At 68.7% G+C, this 17,058-nt stretch carries 20 protein-coding genes; 13 read left to right on the plus strand and 7 right to left on the minus strand.

What is annotated here, in order from left to right; all coding sequences use genetic code 11:
* Positions 1 to 62: 62 nt before the first annotated feature.
* From LW840_RS02595 to merB, 3 genes are read right to left on the minus strand one after another with little or no spacing between them, the layout of a single operon-like run.
* Positions 63 to 299, minus strand: coding sequence for a DUF2442 domain-containing protein (locus LW840_RS02595; protein ID WP_291276357.1), 237 nt, complete (start codon positions 297 to 299; stop codon positions 63 to 65).
* 10 nt (positions 300 to 309) lie between these two features.
* Complete coding sequence (locus tag LW840_RS02600; protein WP_291269925.1) at positions 310 to 549, minus strand: DUF4160 domain-containing protein; 240 nt, start codon at positions 547 to 549, stop codon at positions 310 to 312.
* Positions 550 to 565: 16 nt separating this feature from the next.
* Positions 566 to 1,234 carry an organomercurial lyase gene (gene merB / locus LW840_RS02605; protein ID WP_291269926.1) on the minus strand — a complete coding sequence of 223 codons (669 nt, stop codon included), beginning with the start codon at positions 1,232 to 1,234 and terminating at the stop codon, positions 566 to 568.
* Between the two features lie 137 nt (positions 1,235 to 1,371).
* On the opposite strand from merB, the gene LW840_RS02610 reads away from it, so the two are divergent.
* The 3 genes from LW840_RS02610 (at position 1,372) to LW840_RS02620 (ending at position 3,451) form a co-directional block, all read left to right on the plus strand.
* Positions 1,372 to 1,809, plus strand: a complete 438-nt coding sequence (locus LW840_RS02610) for a MarR family transcriptional regulator (RefSeq protein ID WP_291276358.1) — start codon at positions 1,372 to 1,374, stop codon at positions 1,807 to 1,809.
* A 425-nt stretch (positions 1,810 to 2,234) separates the two neighbouring features.
* Positions 2,235 to 2,741: a hypothetical protein gene (locus LW840_RS02615; protein WP_291276359.1), complete on the plus strand. Its 507-nt coding sequence runs from the start codon at positions 2,235 to 2,237 to the stop codon at positions 2,739 to 2,741.
* Positions 2,738 to 3,451 (plus strand): hypothetical protein, encoded by a 714-nt coding sequence (locus tag LW840_RS02620; protein WP_291276360.1) that lies wholly within the window; start codon positions 2,738 to 2,740, stop codon positions 3,449 to 3,451. The genes LW840_RS02615 and LW840_RS02620 overlap by 4 nt, the downstream gene beginning before the upstream one ends.
* 236 nt (positions 3,452 to 3,687) lie before the next feature.
* Here LW840_RS02620 and LW840_RS02625 read toward each other — a convergent pair whose 3' ends face one another.
* A complete protein-coding gene (locus LW840_RS02625) occupies positions 3,688 to 4,074 on the minus strand; it encodes a hypothetical protein (RefSeq protein WP_291276361.1) in 387 nt (128 codons plus the stop codon).
* 364 nt (positions 4,075 to 4,438) lie between these two features.
* Between LW840_RS02625 and LW840_RS02630 the strand changes: the two genes are divergently transcribed.
* Genes LW840_RS02630 through LW840_RS02655 form a run of 6 tightly spaced genes read left to right on the plus strand, consistent with a single transcriptional unit; the run spans position 4,439 to position 11,819 of the window.
* On the plus strand, positions 4,439 to 5,821 hold the full coding sequence (locus LW840_RS02630; RefSeq protein WP_291267882.1) for a TolC family protein: 1,383 nt from the start codon (positions 4,439 to 4,441) through the stop codon (positions 5,819 to 5,821).
* Positions 5,818 to 7,317, plus strand: a complete 1,500-nt coding sequence (locus tag LW840_RS02635; RefSeq protein WP_291276362.1) for an efflux RND transporter periplasmic adaptor subunit — start codon at positions 5,818 to 5,820, stop codon at positions 7,315 to 7,317. Before LW840_RS02630 ends, LW840_RS02635 begins: the two co-directional genes overlap by 4 nt.
* A 7-nt stretch (positions 7,318 to 7,324) precedes the next feature.
* Positions 7,325 to 10,420: an efflux RND transporter permease subunit gene (locus tag LW840_RS02640; protein WP_291276363.1), complete on the plus strand. Its 3,096-nt coding sequence runs from the start codon at positions 7,325 to 7,327 to the stop codon at positions 10,418 to 10,420.
* Positions 10,417 to 11,121: a HupE/UreJ family protein gene (locus tag LW840_RS02645; RefSeq protein ID WP_291267885.1), complete on the plus strand. Its 705-nt coding sequence runs from the start codon at positions 10,417 to 10,419 to the stop codon at positions 11,119 to 11,121. The genes LW840_RS02640 and LW840_RS02645 overlap by 4 nt, the downstream gene beginning before the upstream one ends.
* Positions 11,122 to 11,130: 9 nt before the next feature.
* Positions 11,131 to 11,565, plus strand: a complete 435-nt coding sequence (locus LW840_RS02650) for a hypothetical protein (RefSeq protein ID WP_291267886.1) — start codon at positions 11,131 to 11,133, stop codon at positions 11,563 to 11,565.
* Positions 11,565 to 11,819 (plus strand): hypothetical protein, encoded by a 255-nt coding sequence (locus tag LW840_RS02655; protein ID WP_291276365.1) that lies wholly within the window; start codon positions 11,565 to 11,567, stop codon positions 11,817 to 11,819. Before LW840_RS02650 ends, LW840_RS02655 begins: the two co-directional genes overlap by 1 nt.
* Here LW840_RS02655 and LW840_RS02660 read toward each other — a convergent pair whose 3' ends face one another.
* A complete protein-coding gene (locus tag LW840_RS02660; RefSeq protein WP_291276366.1) occupies positions 11,820 to 12,254 on the minus strand; it encodes a hypothetical protein in 435 nt (144 codons plus the stop codon).
* A gap of 186 nt (positions 12,255 to 12,440) precedes the next feature.
* Here LW840_RS02660 and LW840_RS02665 point away from each other — a divergent pair, with 186 nt between their 5' ends.
* The 4 genes from LW840_RS02665 (at position 12,441) to LW840_RS02680 (ending at position 15,719) form a co-directional block, all read left to right on the plus strand.
* Positions 12,441 to 13,643: an outer membrane beta-barrel protein gene (locus LW840_RS02665; RefSeq protein ID WP_291269930.1), complete on the plus strand. Its 1,203-nt coding sequence runs from the start codon at positions 12,441 to 12,443 to the stop codon at positions 13,641 to 13,643.
* 65 nt (positions 13,644 to 13,708) lie between these two features.
* Positions 13,709 to 14,032: a metalloregulator ArsR/SmtB family transcription factor gene (locus LW840_RS02670; protein ID WP_291261991.1), complete on the plus strand. Its 324-nt coding sequence runs from the start codon at positions 13,709 to 13,711 to the stop codon at positions 14,030 to 14,032.
* 26 nt (positions 14,033 to 14,058) lie between these two features.
* On the plus strand, positions 14,059 to 14,961 hold the full coding sequence (locus LW840_RS02675; protein WP_291266819.1) for an arsenite methyltransferase: 903 nt from the start codon (positions 14,059 to 14,061) through the stop codon (positions 14,959 to 14,961).
* 2 nt (positions 14,962 to 14,963) lie between these two features.
* Complete coding sequence (locus LW840_RS02680; protein ID WP_291276367.1) at positions 14,964 to 15,719, plus strand: metallophosphoesterase family protein; 756 nt, start codon at positions 14,964 to 14,966, stop codon at positions 15,717 to 15,719.
* On the opposite strand, the gene LW840_RS02685 is transcribed toward LW840_RS02680, so the two are convergent.
* Together LW840_RS02685 and LW840_RS02690 are read right to left on the minus strand one after the other, a co-directional pair.
* Positions 15,716 to 16,780 carry a M56 family metallopeptidase gene (locus LW840_RS02685; RefSeq protein ID WP_291276368.1) on the minus strand — a complete coding sequence of 355 codons (1,065 nt, stop codon included), beginning with the start codon at positions 16,778 to 16,780 and terminating at the stop codon, positions 15,716 to 15,718. The genes LW840_RS02680 and LW840_RS02685 overlap by 4 nt on opposite strands.
* Before the next feature lie 6 nt (positions 16,781 to 16,786).
* Positions 16,787 to 17,058: BlaI/MecI/CopY family transcriptional regulator (locus LW840_RS02690; RefSeq protein ID WP_291276369.1), on the minus strand; the 272-nt coding region annotated here is incomplete at its 5' end.

A 17,058-nucleotide genomic window follows, 5' to 3' on the forward strand; every position in this document is an offset into this window, starting at 1 on the left:
CGTTTGTGTTTTGGGGGTGGCTGGAGGGGATTCCCCGTTCCAGCCAATCAGAGACTTCCGAGTTACGTACCCGTCGCGGGGGCAGCGTCCGCCCTCGATACCAGAGGGAAGTCCGCCGGTCGTCGGATCGAGCGGACGGACAGATCCACGTCCAACTGCGGCCAGTAGAGATGATCCGCGCTCGGCCGCTCGACGTTGGTCAACGCGTCGATGGTGGCCTGCCGGAACCACGGAAAGTCCTCGAAGCGCACGAGCAGTTCCTCGTCGCCCAGCAACAGCCAGAAGCCGTGCCGGGACACGTGCGTGACCTCAGGCGCCGAAGTGGCGAAGCCAGGCATCGCGTATCTCTCCTGTGTGACGTTCGACGACGTCCTGCGCATCAGCGAGTTGGCGGGCCGAGAGCCCGACCGAGTCGGCCAAGGCAATTTCGGGCTGAAGCCAGAACTTGGCCTCGCCATCCGGATGCGACACATGCACGTGCATGCGGGGTTCCTCACGCGAGAAGAAGAACAGGCGGAAGGGCCCCTCGCGCAGGACGGTTGGTGACATGACCTCAAATATAGCGCTACGCCAAGCTCCAGAATGGCGACGTGAACCCGTGACGCTGAAAGACGCCGGCGATTTCGTCCGCGGAGCGCTTCCGCCACGGCGCACGCACATAGTCGCCGTACCACTCGCGGGCGAACGCCCACATCTGCGGCAGTGGAACGACCGCTCCCTTCGGTAACGCATGTCGGACACACCAGTCGTCCACTTCCCGCTCCGTGCGAAACGGCTGAAAGCTCGCGCACGCATGAATCACGTTGTCCCACCAATGGCGCGGCGGCGTGGACAGGTGGAAAAGCAGCGCTCGCTCGAGCACCTCACCAGAGCGTACGTGCACGACTACGGGTTCGCGCTCGCCACCCAGTCGGGTGGAGATGTCTGCGTCGGCGCCCACGGCGGCGGCGATGCCGAGACCACAGTAGAGGCAGTTGGCCCACCAACCGCGCTCACCGATTTCGACCCAGCACGAGCCGGGCGACAGGGCGAACGGAGGGACGGCCCACGGTCGCGTCGTGTTCGGATGGAGCAGCAACGCGTGGGCGTTGTGGAGCGCGCGCAATCCGCGTTCGACGTCTGCGGCGGAGCATGTCAGCAATGCTGCCAACTCGGCGTTTGACGGCGCATAGCCACGGGCGGCGATCTCGCGCGTGAGTGCGCCGCGAACGCGCAGGTCGAAGTCTGTCAGCATGCTATTCCGTGCTCTCTCGCGAGTAGCGCTTGTTGTTGCGTGGGATTCACGCTCGGAGACGACACGTTGAATATTCAGTGTAGGTACACATAAAGCAAGCCGTAGCGGCGCGGACCTCCTGACACCACTGTTCCTCAATGTCTCGAACTCTCTGCAACCATCTCGCGCTGCGGCAAACGATGCGGCTCGTCGGGCAGTTGTATGACGCCGAACTCGCGCCGAGTGGACTCAAAACGACGCAGTTCTCCATGCTGACGATCTTGGCGCGTGAGGGACCGTTGACCGTCCACGCGCTCGCTCAGCATATGCTGGTGGATCGCACCACACTCACCCGCAATCTTCAGCCGCTGGAGAGGGAGGGCTGGCTGGAGATGGCCACAGGGAAGGATCGGCGGCAACGCGTGATTTCCCTGACCGCGGCGGGTCGCGCGAAGCGGAAAGAGGCCCACCCTCTGTGGGGGCGTGCGCAGCGCCGGTTCGAGGAGGCGGTGGGCGGCGGGAAGGCCGAAGCGCTCCGGGAGGAGCTGGCGCGCATCAATGAGGCCGTCGCGCCATTGCTCCGTGAAACCGCCTAGCCGTGCTGGTCGCAGAGGGATATGAGCTCCAGGCGCCCAGAGCCGTTCGGCCCCTTCTGGCAGGTGATTCGCGATTGGGAGGCCGTGGTCGGTCACCCAGCTGGACCCCGACATGTGAAAGATTCTGTGTACTCGGGTCGGGCTCTTCTTGGTAGAAATGCCAAGTCGTTCGTGAGAATTGCCAACTTCGGCGGCAAAACTGCGCGTACCAGTCGACTCTGGATCAGAAGGTTCCTGGTTCGATCCCAGGAGGGGCAATTGCAAGCGCAGCCGTCACTTACGAGTGATGGCGGCGTTTGTGTTTAGCCAGGCCAATGGACGGGATTCCTCGTTCACGACCGACAGGAATGCAAGTCTCTTCCTGGTTGCCCGTTGACACCGTGTGCCGATGTGTCCAGTGTTCATGAACACTGGACAAGGAGCCAATGGTGCCGCTCAAGCCCGCTGATGTGGCCGTCGCCCTTCAATTGTGGCTGACCCCCGACGCACCGTACCGCGCGTTGGCCGAGGCCGTGGGGATCTCGCACGGGGAGGCGCATAACGCCGTGCAGCGCCTGCAGGCTGCGCGGCTGCTTCGCGCGGGCTCACGGTCCGTGAAGGCGGAGGCCTTGCTCGAGTTTCTGTTCGGCGGCGTTCCGTATGCGTTTGCGGCCACGCCTGGGGCCAAGGTGCGTGGTGTGCCCACGGCGCACGCCGCGCCGCCACTGTCCGTCGATTTCACCGGGGCTGACGCCTATGTGTGGCCTTCAGCGGAGGGGCGCGTTCGCGGGGAAACGCTTGAGCCATTGTATGCGGGAGCCGTGCACACCGTAATCAGGAATCCGGCACTGTACGAGCTCCTTGCATTGGTGGACGCACTACGCGCCGGGCGCGCGCGCGAGCGCCAGCGGGCCCGTGAGCATCTCCGGCAGCGGCTTGGTGCGGCAGCATGATCGTTCATCTCGATCATCCCAATACGCAGCAGGTTCGGCGCGCGGCCATCGCTCTCGGCGACCTCCTCAACGAGGTCGTATTCGTTGGCGGTCTGATGATACCGTTCTTCATCTCCGACCGCGGCCTCCATCGCATGCGCCCGACCGACGACGTTGATGTCGTGGTCGAGTGCCGCACCAGACAGGCCTATCACCAGTTCGCACAGCGACTGCAAGTACTCGGATTTCGCCCCGATCAATCACCAGGGGCTCCGGTCTGTCGTTATCGAATGGCTGATGGGCTCGTGCTCGACGCCATGCCGCTCGACGGAGAGATCCTCGGCTTCAGCAACCGGTGGTATCCACTGGTCATGGACACCGCAGTCTCCGTGGACCTGTCCAACGGCATTGCAATCCGCGCCGCACACCCGGTGGCGCTGCTCGCGACCAAATGGGAGGCGTTCTTCGACCGTGGTAGCGACGATCCGTTCGGTAGCCACGATCTCGAGGATGTCCTGATGCTCGTCGCCGGTCGCGCCGAACTCGCGTACGAGCTCCAGTCGCTCTCGTTGGACGCGCGCACGTTCATTGCCGAATCCGTCCAGAAGCTGTTGGGGGCACCGTGGTTCGACGACGTGCTCGAAGGAACGTTCCCTGATGCGCAGCGGCTGCCGAAAGTGCTCGTGGGAATTCGTGAGAGAATCTCGGGGCTTGTCCCGCAAACCTCGTAGGCAACTGGGAACTCTTGAGGCGCGTACGCCCCTGCCCGCCAGCTTCAGTCAGAAATCCGTTCGCGCAGAGCGCCCGTTTGCCCGAACCGACCAGCGTCGTGGGAGCAACCGCAATTCGGTGCCCAAGTCCGACTTTCCGGACCGACTCTGGATCAGAAGGTTCCTGGTTCGATCCCAGAGGGGCAATCGTAAACGCCACCGTCACTTGCGTGATGGCGGCGTGCGTGCTGCGCGGGTCACCGGGCGCGAGCTCTTCCGCGTGGGTCCGCGTGAGTCCGCGATTCCGTGGTGCTGTTCCGGGCCCACGCGAAGCGGTCGGGCGGCGCCTGCGGTCGGCCGTGTACATTACCGCTGTGTCCCGATCCGTCTGGTCCCGCTGGACCATCCTGCTGCTGGCGCTGGTGGCCAGCCTCGCGTCGCCCGCTGTTGCCGTGGCGCACGGGGTCGCGCACGCGCATGAGGCAGAGGCACATGGCGTCGCCCACGTGGATGGCGGACGCCGCGAAGCGCCGGCCCACGACCACGACCACGACCACGACCGCGACCACGACCACGACCACGACCACGACCACGACCACGACCGCGACCACGACCTCGCGCACGACCGCGACCACGACGGGCATTCGCATCATCACGCCCGTCTTGAGCCGGTCGCTGGGGGCAGGGCGGAGGTCGGCGATGACGCGGCATCGGTGCCGGTGACCTGTGTCCCACCCGCGCGTGTGCTGCCACTGGCGGTACACGCGCAGCCGCCGTTGACGCGATGGGACACGGTCGCCCTCGCGCGCCCCGCCCCCGATACGGGGCCTCCGCCCGCTCTGCGAGCCCCTCCGACCTGCTGACGTCGACGCCACGCGTCGTGCGCCCACCGCGCACGCCCGCGTGACGCGTACACGGTCGCGCCCTGCGTGACCGCCCCCCGAGGGACGCGGCTCGTGCATACGGCCGGTGTCGCCCTGCCCTCGGGAACGTCAGCCCTTCGTGCTCGTGGTCTCGTCGTTGATCTGGCGCCGGCATGTCCCTGCCGCAGCGCTCCTCTGTGTGGGGCTCCAAACGTCGCTGCTGCCGGCACAGGACAGCGCGGCCGCCCGCTCCCCCGCCACCCTGCTCTCGCTACGCGACGCGCGCGCCGCCGCCCTGCGGCTCGATCCCGCCGTGCGCGTCGCGCAGGAAGCGGTCGCCGCCGCCGCGGGCCGCGAGCGCCAGGCTGCCGCGCTTGCCAATCCCGTCCTCGCCTACGGGCGTGAACAGACCTCACGCGGTCGTCAGGCCAACGCGCAGGACATCGCGCAGATCGAGTGGCCCGTAGATCTGGCAGGGCAACGTTCCGCCCGCGTGGCTGCCGCGCGCTTTCGGCGGGAGGCCGCCGAGGCGCGTCTCGCGGCGGCGCGACATGCGCTCGACGCGGAGCTGGTGCGCGCCTACATCGACGCCATGAGCGCGGCGCACCGCGTGCAGCTGCTCGATGGTGCGTATCGCACGGCCAGCGAGGCCCGCCGCGTGAGCGACGAACGGGTACGTGCCGGCGACGTGGCGGGGTATGCGGGCCGTCGACTGCGTCTCGAGGAGGGACGCTACGCCGCGCGCCTGGCGGACGTGGTCGTGCAGGCCCGCGCCACACGGGAGCGGCTGGCGCTGTTGACCGGAGTACCGGCAGAACGGGTGGCCGTCCCCACCCTGGCCACCGCGGACAGCACGGGAACCGCCTTTGGTGCCCTGCTGGACACGGTGCTCGCGCGCGCGACGGTGCCGCTCGCGCTGACGGCCAACCACGCCGACTCGCTGGTGGCACGGGCGCTCGCGACGCGCGCCGACCTGCTTGGTGCGCAGCGCGATGCGCAGGCAGGGCTCGCCGATGCACGACTCGCGGCACGCGAACGGCTTCCCCTGCCGGCCATCTCGGCGGGCTACAAGGGGGAGCACGTGCAGAGTGGCGCCAACGCCGCGGGGGTCTCGCTGTACGGCTTCGTTGCCGGCTTCACCGTACCGTTGCCGCTGCTCGACCGGCGCGGCGGGGCGGTGGCCGCCGCCGACGCCACCGCGCGCCAGATCAACGCCGAGGCCGATGCCGTGCAGCGTCGGATCACGCGCGAAGTGCTCGACGCCCTCAGCAGCCTGCGCAGCGCCGAAGCGGAGCGCGCGGTGCTGCAGCCGTTCACCGGCGCCGAATCGCGACTGGCGCTGCGCGCCGTGCAGGCGGCCTACGCCGAAGGGGAGATCACCCTCACCGAGTGGCTGGAAGCGGTACGCGCCTGGCAGGAAACGGAACTCGCACTGCTGTCGCTCACGACGAACATCGTCCTGCGCCGCGCGGAGCTCGCGCGCGCGGTTGGCCTCTCGCTCTTTTCCTCCACCGACTCGACCCGATGACCGGCCGCATTCTCTTCCTGGCCTTCGCCGTCGTGGGCGCGGCCGCCTGTGGTGGTACGAAGCCCGCCGACAACGACGCGGCGACCGCCGACGAACCGGCCGGCGGCGCCATCACCTTGTGGACCGACAGCACGGAGCTCTTCATGGAGCATCCCGCGCTGATCGTGGGCGCGCCCGACAAGTTCGCGGTGCACCTCACCGACCTCACCGACTTCGCGCCCCTGCGCAGCGGCCGCATCACCCTCACCTTCATGCCGCGCGGCGGCGGCGCGCCCCTGGTGGTGGTACAGGACACCCCGCGCGCGCCGGGCATCTACGGCCCCAGCCCCACCTTCACCGCGGCCGGGGTCTACGATCTGGTGATTCGCGTGGAGAGCCCGCAGGCGCGCGACAGCATCGTCGTGCCGGGGCTCACCGTGTACGCGAACGCGGCGGCCGCGCCGCGCGACTCCGGCGGCGCCGAGAGTGGTATCTCCTTCCTCAAGGAGCAGGCGTGGAAGACGCCGGGCTTCCGCTCGGCCTTTGCCACGGCGGGTGAGCTTGCGGGCTCCTTCGAGGCGCCCGGGGTGATCGAAGCCGCCGCGGGACGTTTCGCACAGGTGAGCGCACCCATTGCGGGACTCGTGGATGCGTCGGGGGTGGCCAATGCCCCTGCGCCCGGCATGCGCGTATCACGCGGGCAGACCTTGGCACTGCTCGCGCCGTCGCTGGGCGACGCGGGCAGCGCCGCCTACGCCGAAGCGCGCGCCCGACTGCGCGAGGCGGAGGATGAGCACGCGCGGGCCGTGCGCCTGTATGCCGTGGAAGCCGTCCCGCAGCGGCGGGTGCACGAGGCCGAGATTCGCCTCGCGGCCGCGCGCGAAGCACTGGCCGGGTACGGCGGAGGCGAGCTCTCCGCGAGCGGACGCGTGGCGGTGCGGTCGCCCGTGGCCGGCGTGATCGCCGACCGCCGCGTCACCCCCGGCAGCCGCGTGGAGGCGGGAACGCTGCTCTTCACCGTCGTCGACCCCTCGGTCGTGTGGCTGCGCGTGAATGTGCCGGCGGCGCAGGCGGCCAACGTGTCGCGCACCGCCGGCGTGGAGTTTCTGGTGGAAGGCTCGGAGCGCGTCTACGTGGCGCGTCGCGTCGTCTCACTCGGCAGCGTGATCGACAGCCTGTCGCGGTCGGTGCCCTTGCTGCTCGAGGTGGCCAATACCGACGGCACGCTCAAGGTGGGGGCTGCGGCACGGGTGTCGGTGCGGACCGGGCAGCGCGAAGCCGGCGTGACCATGCCGGCATCGGCCGTGCTCGATGAGGATGGACGTCCCATCGCGTACGTACAGCTGGAAGGCGAGACGTTCGAGCGGCGCACGCTCGAGCTGGGGCCTCGCGCCGGGGGGCTCGTGCTGGTGCGCCGCGGCATACAGGCTGGTGAGCGGGTGGTGACGGGCGCCGCGTATCAGGTGCGACTGGCGTCGCTCTCCACGGCCGTGCCGGCGCACGGTCACGAGCATTGAGGCGCGCATGTTGAATCGCTTGATCGCGTGGGCGCTGGCCAATCGCGTCATCGTGCTCGCCGTGTCCGTGCTCATGCTGATCGGTGGGGCCTACACCGCGTGGCGCATGCCGGTGGATGTGTTCCCCGATCTCACGGCGCCCACGGTCACGGTGCTCACCGAGGCGCACGGCATGGCGCCCGAGGAGGTCGAGGCGCTGGTGACGTTCCCCATCGAGACCTCGGTGAACGGGGCCACGGGTGTGCGCAGGGTGCGCTCGTCCACGGCGCAGGGCATTTCGGTGGTGTGGGTCGAGTTCGATTGGGGCACCGACATCTTCCGCGCGCGGCAGATCGTGGCCGAGAAGCTGCAGACGGTGGCGGCGGCGCTGCCTGCGGGGATCTCCGCGCCGGTGCTCGCCCCGGTGTCGAGCGTGATGGGAGAGATCCTCATGATCGGGCTCACGGGCCCGCAGTCGCCCACGGAGCTGCGCACGGTGGCCGATTGGACGATTCGGCGCCGCCTGCTGGCGGTGCCGGGGGTGGCCCAGGTCATCCCCATTGGTGGGGCCGTGAAGCAGTACCAGGTGCTCGCCGACCCGGCGCGCATGATGATGGCCGGCGTCTCACTCGAGCAGGTCGTGCGCGCGGCCCGCGGCTCGAATGCGAATGCCTCGGGCGGCGTGTACATGGATCGCGGCCAGGAGTACGTGATCCGCGGCATCGGCCGCGTGCAGTCGGTGGCCGACATCGCCAGTACGGTGGTCGCCGTGCGCGGTGGCACGCCGGTCACGCTGGGGCAGGTGGCCGACATCACCGTGGGCACGGCGCCCAAGTTCGGTGACGGCAGTGTGAATGCCCAGCCGGGCGTGGTGCTCGCGGTGCAGAAACAGCCCGGCGCGAACACGCTGGAGCTCACGGCGCGCATCGAGCGCGAACTGGCCGCCGTGCAGGCCACGCTGCCTGCCGGCATGCAGGTGCACACGGAGCTGTTCCGGCAGGCCAGCTTCATTCGCGTGGCGGTGGACAACGTGGTGAAGGCGCTGCGAGACGGTGCCGTGCTGGTGGTGATCGTGCTGTTTCTCTTCCTGTGGAACCTGCGCGCGACGGCCATCTCCATCGTGGCCATCCCCCTGTCGCTCGTGGTGGCCATCTTCGCCATGCAGCTGCTTGGCATCAGCATCAACACCATGACGCTGGGTGGCATGGCCATCGCCATCGGCGCACTGGTGGATGATGCCATCATCGACGTGGAGAATGTCTTCCGGCGTCTCAAGGAGAATCATCGTCGCCCGCCTGCGGAACAGCGCCCGGCGTTGCGCGTGGTCTACGACGCGTCGAAGGAGATCCGGGCCAGCATCGTGAACGCCACGCTCATCATCATCGTGGTGTTTCTGCCGCTCTTCTTCCTGGGGGGCGTGGAAGGGCGCCTGTTGCGCCCGCTCGGCTTTGCCTATGTGGTGTCGATTCTCGCATCGCTCCTGGTGGCGGTAACCGTCACGCCGGTGCTGTGCGCATACCTGCTGCCGAACTCCACGGCGGTGAAGCGCGAAGAGGAAAGCCGTCTCGTGGTGTGGCTCAAGGCGCGGTATGCCGGTGTGCTTGCCCCGGTGCTGGCGCACCCCAAGCGGGTGCTCGCCGGCGCGGCCATGGCCCTCGTCCTGAGCATGGCGGCCGTCCCCCTGCTGGGCTCGGCGTTCCTGCCCGAGTTCAACGAAGGGGCGCTTACGGTCTCCGTGGTCACCGTTCCCGGCACGTCGCTCGAGGAGTCGAACGCGATTGGTCTGCGCGTCGAGCAGATCCTCAAGTCCAAGCCGGCGGTCATCAACACGGATCGTCGGCAGGGGCGGGCCGAGCTCGACGAGCACGCGCAGGGGGTGAACGCCGCCGAGATCGACGTCACGCTGCGCGACGATGCCGACAAGGAGGCGCTCTTCGAGGAGCTTCGCAACGAGTTCACGACCATCCCCGGCACCAACGTCACCATTGGCCAGCCCATCGGGCATCGCATCGACCACATGCTGTCGGGCACACGGGCGAACATCGCGGTGAAGCTGTTCGGGCCGGATCTGTATGTGCTGCGGCAGATCGGCACGCAGATTCGTGACGTGATGGCCGGTGTGCCCGGCGTGGCCGACCTGCAGCTCGAGCAGCAGTCGGATGTGCCGCAGCTGCGCATCACGGCCAATCGCGCCGCGCTGGCGCAGTACGGCATGAGCGTGGGGCAGCTGGCCGAAGCGATCGATGTGGCGCTCAACGGCGAGGCCGTGTCGCAGGTGCTGGAGGAGGGGCGCAGCGTGGATCTGGTGGTACGTTTCCCGGAGGCGTACCGCCTCAACGCCGATGCCATTGCGGCGGTCTCGTTCGACACGCCCACGGGCCAGCACGTCCCGCTGTCACAGCTCGCGACCGTAACGGTTGACCGGGGACCCAACACCATCTCGCGCGAGAACGTGCAGCGCAAGATCGTCGTGCAGGCCAACGTTGCGGGGCGGGACCTTGGCAGCACCGTGGCCGACATCGAGCGCGCGGTGAGCGAGGGGGTGATGCTGCCGCCCGGGTATTTCGTGGAATACGGTGGACAGTTCGAGGCGCAGGCGGAAGCCACACGCACGCTGTCGGTGCTCTCGCTGTTGTCGGTCGCGGCCATCTTCCTGCTGCTGTACGGCGAGTTCGGCTCGGCGCGGACCGCCGGTCTGGTGATGGCGAACCTGCCGCTGGCGCTCATCGGGGGCGTGGTGGCGGTGCTGCTCACGGGCCGCGTGGTGAGCATCGCCTCGCTCGTTGGCTTCGTGACGCTCTTCGGCATTGCCACGCGCAACGGCATCCTGCTCGTGGCGCACTATCGCCAGCTGCTCTCGGAAGGGGTGCCGTTCGCCGAGGCCATCACGCGCGGCTCACTCGAGCGGCTGTCGCCCATTCTCATGACCGCGCTCACGGCCGGCCTTGCCCTCATCCCCCTCGCGTTCGGGGGCGGGGAGCCGGGCAATGAACTGCAGACACCCATGGCCATCGTCATTCTCGGTGGCCTGATTTCGGCCACGGGGCTCAACATGATCGTCTTGCCGGCACTCTACTGGTTGTACGGCGCGCGCGTGGTGCCGGCCGCGGAGGCCGCGACATGACAGCTGCGCGCTTGCCTCGATGGGTCCCGCTGCTCGTCGTCGTTCTGCTCGTCGCCCTGCCGAGCGCGCTGCTCGCGCACGGAGTTTCCGTGGGCGACAAGGGGTACATCCAGGAGACGTTCGGCGTGCGGCTGGTGCCGTTCCTCTACCTCGGCGCGAAGCACATGGTCACGGGGTACGACCATATCCTGTTTCTGTGCGGGGTGATCTTCTACCTGTACCGCGTGCGCGACATCGCCACGTACGTCACGCTCTTCGCGGTGGGGCATTCGAGCACGCTCATCCTCGGGGTACTCACGAAGGTCAGCGTCAGTCCGTACCTCATCGACGCCATCATCGGCTTCTCCGTGGCGTACAAGGCGCTCGACAACGTGGGCGCATGGCAGAAGTGGTTCGGCGTGCAGCCCAGTCCGCGTGCCGCCACGCTGGTGTTCGGCCTCTTTCACGGCTTCGGTCTGGCCACCAAGCTGCTCGACTTCGAGATGGACCCGGATGGCCTCGTGCCGAACCTGCTCGCCTTCAACGTGGGCGTGGAGGTGGGGCAGATGCTCGCGCTCACGGTTGTTCTCATCGCGATGAGCTACTGGCGGCGGTCGCCGTCGTTCCTTCGCGGTGGCTTTGCGGCCAACATGCTGTTGCTGGTGGCCGGCCTTCTGCTCATGGGCTATCAGCTCACGGGCTACTTCACCACCCAAGCCTAGGAACCCGTCATGTTCGCACTGTTTACCCGCCTGATCGTCGTCCCCGTGTCGCTCTCGATGTCGTCGCCGGCCGCGCTGCCCGTCGCGTCGCTCTCCGATGTCGTGGCGACTGCGGCTGCGCAGACGAAGCGCGATTCCATGACCGTGACCATCGCGCCGGCCAAGCGCATCGAGGTGAAGCTCGTGATGAAGAAGGGGGAGAAGGCCACCTTCGAGTGGGCCACGAACGGCGCGGCGGTGGGGTACAACCTGCACGCTGAAGTGCCCACCGATCCCAGCGTGAAGGCGCACATCTACCAGCGCGGCTCGTCGAAGGGCGAGAAGGGGAGCATCGAAGCGGTATTCGATGGGGTGCACGGCTGGTCGTGGCGCAACACCGGCGAGCAGCCGGTCACCGTGACGGTGAAGGCGAGCGGGCAGTTCTCCGCGCTCAAGAAGATGTGATGAAAACGCCGTCGCCAATCCCCGAGGGGCCGAGCCTCGCGTCGCTGCGGCGCGCGTCGGTCATGGCCGTGGTGATCGCGGTGGTGCTGGTGGTGACCGCCGTGCTGCCGGCCGAGTACGGCATCGATCCCACGGGGATCGGTCGTCGCATCGGTCTCACGCAGATGGGTCGGCTGAAGCAGGAACTCGCCAAGGAAGCCATCGAGGACGCGCGAGCGGACTCGGTGGCGGCGGCCGCGGCGGCCGGGAAGTAGCTAATCCTCGAGCACGAGATCGCCGCACGCCACGCGACGGGCGTCGCGTGGTGATGCGGCGACGGCCACATGGAAGTCTCCGGTGTCGGGCATGGCGAGGCGCAGCGTCACCGCGCCGATCCCCTTGCCGTCCGTGCCGATGCGAATGACGGGGTAGGCGGCGGAGTCGCCGAACACCATCCCGGGCTTCGCGCACGTGCCGTGTCGCACCCGCCACGTGCGCCTGGCGCCGGGGGTGTCGTTGCGCTGCGCCAACTCGACGAAGGTTGTGCCGGGCGCCTTGCCGGCAAACATCTCGAGATCGCCGCGCATGGCGCTGCCGTCCGTGGCCATGGCAGTGCCGGCCCACACCTCGTGAGGGAGCGGGCGGGCGGCGGCGAGTAGCGCCCAGAGGGGCGTCAGCAGCAGCGGGCGGAACGCAAGTGAACGGGACATGCCCTCGAATGTGCACTGTTACCCTCGAACGTGCGCCATCCACGCCTCGCGGAACTCGGAAGTGGCGAGCCGGCCCGTTCCAGATTGGCGAATCGGCGGGCGCCAGGTTCGCCCCCGCGTCGTCTTTGTACTTTCCTGACCACCGTCGCGCTTGTCTGCCAGCACTGTGGGCGCGAACGTCTGGTCATGAGACAGAACGCCTTGATCAGCGTGGCGCGGCAGGGGGCTACCACCATCGCGACGGCTAGGCTGGCGCTGGCCACCGTGGGGCTGGCCACCGTGGCCGGCGCGCAGTCGCCGGCGCCCACGGTGGGCGATACGGCCCGCCGCGTGCGCGTGGGTGGCTTCGTGGACGGTTACTACGCCTGGGACATCGGACGCCCGCCGTCGCGCGACCGGTCGTTTGCGGGCGGCGCCCTCTTCGGCACCCAGCCGGCCCGCCACAACGAATTCAACGTGAACCTCGCGTTCATCGACGCCACGCTCGAGGCGCCACGGCATCGCGGTCGGCTGGCGCTGCAGTTCGGCACCAGCGTCCAGGCCAACTATGCGGGCGAACCCACAACGGGACGGGTGAGCGGCCCCGGCGTGCAGCAGTTCCTGCAGGAGGCATTCGGCGGCGTGCGAATCGGACCGCGCACCTGGGTGGACGGCGGCATCTTCTTCTCGAACATGGGCATGGAAGGGTGGATCAGTCGCGACAACCCCTCCTACACCCGCTCGCTCGTGGCCGACTATTCGCCGTACTACAGCACCGGCGTTCGCGTGGTGCACCAGCCCACCGCGGCGCTGGCGGTGCGCCTCGATGTGGTGAACGGCTGGCAGACCATTTCGGAAAACAACCAGGGGAAGGGCGCCGGGGTGCGCGTGGACTGGACGCCCGCCTCGCGCCACCTGGGGCACACCACCACGCTGAGCTACTACAACCTGGCGAGCGAGGAAGCGGGTAGTCGGCTGCGTCTCTTCAACGGGGTGGGCGCCAACGTCACGCGTGGTCGCTGGACACTGGTGGGGGAGGCCGATGTGGGCATGCAGCGTCGGAGCCCTGCCGAGCCGGGCTGGAGCCGCTGGTACGGGTGGATGGCGCTGGCGCGGGTGCGGGTGCGCCCGGCCATGGCGATCGTCACGCGGCTCGAGCGCTTTGCCGATCCGGATCAGGTGATTCTCACCACGGGGGCTCGCACCCTGGGGGCGCTGTCCGTGCCCAACGCGGCCTTTCAGGGGACGGGCGCATCGGTGGGGGTGGATGTGCAGGCCGTCCCGGGGGCGCTCTGGCGTACGGAGCTGCGCGGCCTGCGGGCGGCGCGTCCGCTGTTCCCGAACGGCGGCGCGGAAACGGCGCGGCGTGAGGGCGGCTTTGCGGTGACCTCGCTGGCGGTGACCTTCTGAGTCGCGCCGCGACCGCGGAGTCGCAGGTCTTGACGTATCAGTAAAAATTGATGTATTGTGCAAGCATGGCAGACGCCGACATCATCGATGTGACACGCGCGGCCCAGCTCTTCCACGCGCTCTCCGACGAGACGCGGCTGGAGATCCTGGACATGCTGCGCGACGGCGAGCGGTGCGTGTGCGACTTGCAGGACGCGCTCGAGGCGGCGCAGTCGCGGCTGTCGTTCCACCTCAAGGTGCTGCGTGAGGCCGGGCTCGTGAGCGACCGCAAGGCCGGGCGCTGGTCCTACTACAAGCTGTCCGTCGACACCCTCGCCGAGGTCCAGGAGCTCGTCCGGGTCCTCGGCACGCCGTTTCCCGGGCCAGATCCATCAACCACGTGTTGCTGAAAGGCCACCCCCAGTCCGGAGCGACCATGTCGTCCACCACCCCCGACGTCACCACCATCGTTCGCGAGAAGTACGGCGAGGCCGCGCGCCGCGTACTCGAGCTGGCACCGCAGGACACCGCCGATGCCGCGGCCGCGAGCTGCTGCGGCCCGGTCAACTCCTGCTGCGGCGGCGCCGCCTTCAACGGCACGGTCGATCCCATCACGTCCAACCTCTACGTGAACGGCGAAACCGACGAGCTGCCCAACGCTGCGGTGCTCGCCTCGCTGGGCTGCGGCAATCCCACCGCGCTCGCCGAACTGCGGGAAGGCGAAGTCGTGCTCGACCTCGGCTCCGGTGGCGGCATCGACGTCCTGCTCTCGGCGCGCCGCGTGGGCCCCACCGGCAAGGCGTTCGGTCTCGACATGACCGACGACATGCTGGCCCTCGCCCGGCGCAACGCCGCCGAAGCGGGTGTCGGCAACGTGGAGTTCCTGCGCGGCCGCATCGAGGAGATCCCGCTGCCGTCGAACAGCGTGGATGTGATCATCTCCAATTGCGTCATCAACCTGTCGGGCGACAAGCGGCGCGTACTGGCCGAGGCGTTCCGTGTGCTCAAGCCCGGTGGCCGTTTCGCGGTGAGCGACGTGGTGGTGCGCGGCGCGGTGCCGGCCGATGTGCGGCGCTCCATGGAGCTGTGGGTGGGCTGCGTGGCCGGCGCGCTCGAGGAGCAGGAGTTCCGCACGCTGCTCGCGGAGAGCGGCTTCACGGACATCGACATCGAACCCACGCGCCTCTACCGGAGCGAGGATGCGCGGGCGTTTCTGCAGGAGTCCGGCATCAATGTCGAGGCCAACCTCGCGGCCATCGACGGCAAGTTCATGGCGGCCTTCGTGCGCGCCACGAAGCCGGCGCCCACGCCGGCCCACGCCAGCCTCGCCGCGCCCTGACGATGCGCTACGCTCTGATCTCCGACATTCACGCCAACGTGCAGGCGCTCGATGCCGTGCTCGCCGACATCGACGCGCGCGGCGACGTGGACGCCGTGTACCACCTCGGTGATCTGGTGGGCTACTCCAGCACCCCCAACGAGGTGGTCGAACGGCTGCGCGCCCGCGCCATTGCGGGGATTGCGGGCAACTACGATTCCACGGTGGCCACCGACTACAGGCACTGCGGCTGCAAGTCGGAGAGTGTGCGGCAGGAGGAGCTCGCGCATATCAGCTACGAGTTCACGCGCGGCGCCGTGTCCCCCGCTACGAAGCGGTATCTGGCCGGGCTCCCCTTCTCGCTCGATCTGCGCCCGCTGGGCGGACATGCGTCAGGCCCACGCCTGGTGCTCGTGCACGGCACGCCAACGCTCAACACCGTGTACTTCACCGAAGACCGCCCCGATGACTTCTGTCGCAAGATGGCGGCCAGCGTGGGGCTCAAGGCCGGTGACATGCTGGCGTTCGGGCACACCCACAAGCCGTGGCATCGCCAGGTGGATGACATCCACTTCGTGAACACCGGCAGCGTGGGGCGCCCCAAGGACGGCGACTGGCGGGCCGGGTATGTGCGCGTGACCTTCGGCGCGTCGGCCACCGCCGTGGAGTTCGTGCGCGTGCCCTACGCCATCGAGGCCACCGTGGCCGGCGTGCGTGCTGCCGGCCTGCCGGACGACTTCGTGAGCTTCCTGCAGACGGGCGGGAAGTCTCCCGCCTAGGCGTGCCGGTGCGGGCAATCGCTGGCCCCGGGCGGCAGCAGCGGGCCCTTCACCTGCCAGCGACAGAACAGATGCGCCGCCGCGAACACGCCGTCGTGCTCGCAATGCTGATGTGACGCCGGATGCCCCGCCGCTGCCGGCAGGTCGTGCACGTCCACGATTCCCGACAGCGTGCTCACCGACAGCATGAGCAGCGCCACCACAACCGCGCGCGTCGTCAGCCGGCCCTGCGGGCGATACGCTTCGCCCAGCAGCCGGCGCACTCGGCGGTCCAACAGATCGCGCCGCAGAAAGCCCACCACCGCCAGCGGCCCGGCCACCGGCGCCTCGGGCGGTGGCCACGCGCCCAGCTTCACCAGCGCGCTCGCCACCGCGATGGGGCCCGCCACCGCACTCGCTGCATCGTCGGCAATCACCTCGGCTTCATCGGCAATATCCTCCGAGACCGCACGCACCGCCGGCACCCAGAACAGCGCACGCGCGAGCGTGCGCAGCAGCAGGAACCGCAGCGGATCGCGGCGGCGCACATGCGCCGCTTCGTGCGCCAGCACCGCCGTCAGCTCCTCCGCCGGGAGCGCCTCCGCCCCCTGCAGCAGTGCGTGGGCCACGTACACGCGCGGACGCAGCCCGTGGCCAGCAGTGAACGCCGGAATGGGGAGCCCGTGCACCACGTGCACCGCGGCCGCCGGCAAACCGGCCTGCGCCGCTACCATTGCCTCGGCCGCCGAGAGGCGGCGCATCGGCAACCCCTGCAGCACGCGCCGCGTCTGCCACGCACGCTGCGCGAGATCCCACAGCGCCCAGGCTCCCCCCACCACCACCAGCACGTGCAGCAGCTGGTGCACCGGGGCCAGCAGCTCGTGCAGGGCAATGAGACACATCACCCCGAAGTGATCACTCCCCGACAGCGGACGGTCGGCCAGCCCCAGCACGTGCGTGCCCACCACCGGCACCAGCGACAACAGCAGAATGGCCGCGAGGCCAATGACGAGCAGCCGCTGATAGCGACGCTCTCCATGCACCGTGCCCGCGCGCAGCCACGGGCGTGCCGAATCAGTCACGGTTCGTCACGCTCCGTCACGGCGCCGCCGCGCCTCCTCCACCAGCCTCGCCAGCTGCTCCAGCTGCGCGGGGTCGCGCTGCGCGAGCACGTCCACGAAACAGGCCGCCAGCCGCTGCGGCGCGAAGTCGATGACTCCCTCCACCAGCCGGCGCGACGCGTACTCCTCGAACTCGGCGGGCGACAGCGCGGCCGTGTAGTGCAGCAGCCCGTCGATCTTGCCCCGCGTGAGCAGATGCTTGTCCACGAGCTTGTTGAGCACCGTGACCACCGTGAGCA

The sequence above is a fragment of the Gemmatimonas sp. genome (assembly GCF_021298855.1).
Taxonomy (GTDB): domain Bacteria; phylum Gemmatimonadota; class Gemmatimonadetes; order Gemmatimonadales; family Gemmatimonadaceae; genus Gemmatimonas.

Bases quoted from the DNA above. Each gene is read 5' to 3' on its own strand.
- LW840_RS02600 (WP_291269925.1), bottom strand. From the start codon at position 549: ATGTCACCAACCGTCCTGCGCGAGGGGCCCTTCCGCCTGTTCTTCTTC.
- merB (WP_291269926.1), bottom strand. From the start codon at position 1,234: ATGCTGACAGACTTCGACCTGCGCGTTCGCGGCGCACTCACGCGCGAG.
- LW840_RS02610 (WP_291276358.1), top strand. From the start codon at position 1,372: ATGTCTCGAACTCTCTGCAACCATCTCGCGCTGCGGCAAACGATGCGG.
- LW840_RS02615 (WP_291276359.1), top strand. From the start codon at position 2,235: ATGGTGCCGCTCAAGCCCGCTGATGTGGCCGTCGCCCTTCAATTGTGG.
- LW840_RS02620 (WP_291276360.1), top strand. From the start codon at position 2,738: ATGATCGTTCATCTCGATCATCCCAATACGCAGCAGGTTCGGCGCGCG.
- LW840_RS02625 (WP_291276361.1), bottom strand. From the start codon at position 4,074: ATGCCCGTCGTGGTCGCGGTCGTGCGCGAGGTCGTGGTCGCGGTCGTG.
- LW840_RS02635 (WP_291276362.1), top strand. From the start codon at position 5,818: ATGACCGGCCGCATTCTCTTCCTGGCCTTCGCCGTCGTGGGCGCGGCC.
- LW840_RS02640 (WP_291276363.1), top strand. From the start codon at position 7,325: ATGTTGAATCGCTTGATCGCGTGGGCGCTGGCCAATCGCGTCATCGTG.
- LW840_RS02645 (WP_291267885.1), top strand. From the start codon at position 10,417: ATGACAGCTGCGCGCTTGCCTCGATGGGTCCCGCTGCTCGTCGTCGTT.
- LW840_RS02650 (WP_291267886.1), top strand. From the start codon at position 11,131: ATGTTCGCACTGTTTACCCGCCTGATCGTCGTCCCCGTGTCGCTCTCG.
- LW840_RS02655 (WP_291276365.1), top strand. From the start codon at position 11,565: ATGAAAACGCCGTCGCCAATCCCCGAGGGGCCGAGCCTCGCGTCGCTG.
- LW840_RS02660 (WP_291276366.1), bottom strand. From the start codon at position 12,254: ATGTCCCGTTCACTTGCGTTCCGCCCGCTGCTGCTGACGCCCCTCTGG.
- LW840_RS02665 (WP_291269930.1), top strand. From the start codon at position 12,441: ATGAGACAGAACGCCTTGATCAGCGTGGCGCGGCAGGGGGCTACCACC.
- LW840_RS02670 (WP_291261991.1), top strand. From the start codon at position 13,709: ATGGCAGACGCCGACATCATCGATGTGACACGCGCGGCCCAGCTCTTC.
- LW840_RS02675 (WP_291266819.1), top strand. From the start codon at position 14,059: ATGTCGTCCACCACCCCCGACGTCACCACCATCGTTCGCGAGAAGTAC.
- LW840_RS02680 (WP_291276367.1), top strand. From the start codon at position 14,964: ATGCGCTACGCTCTGATCTCCGACATTCACGCCAACGTGCAGGCGCTC.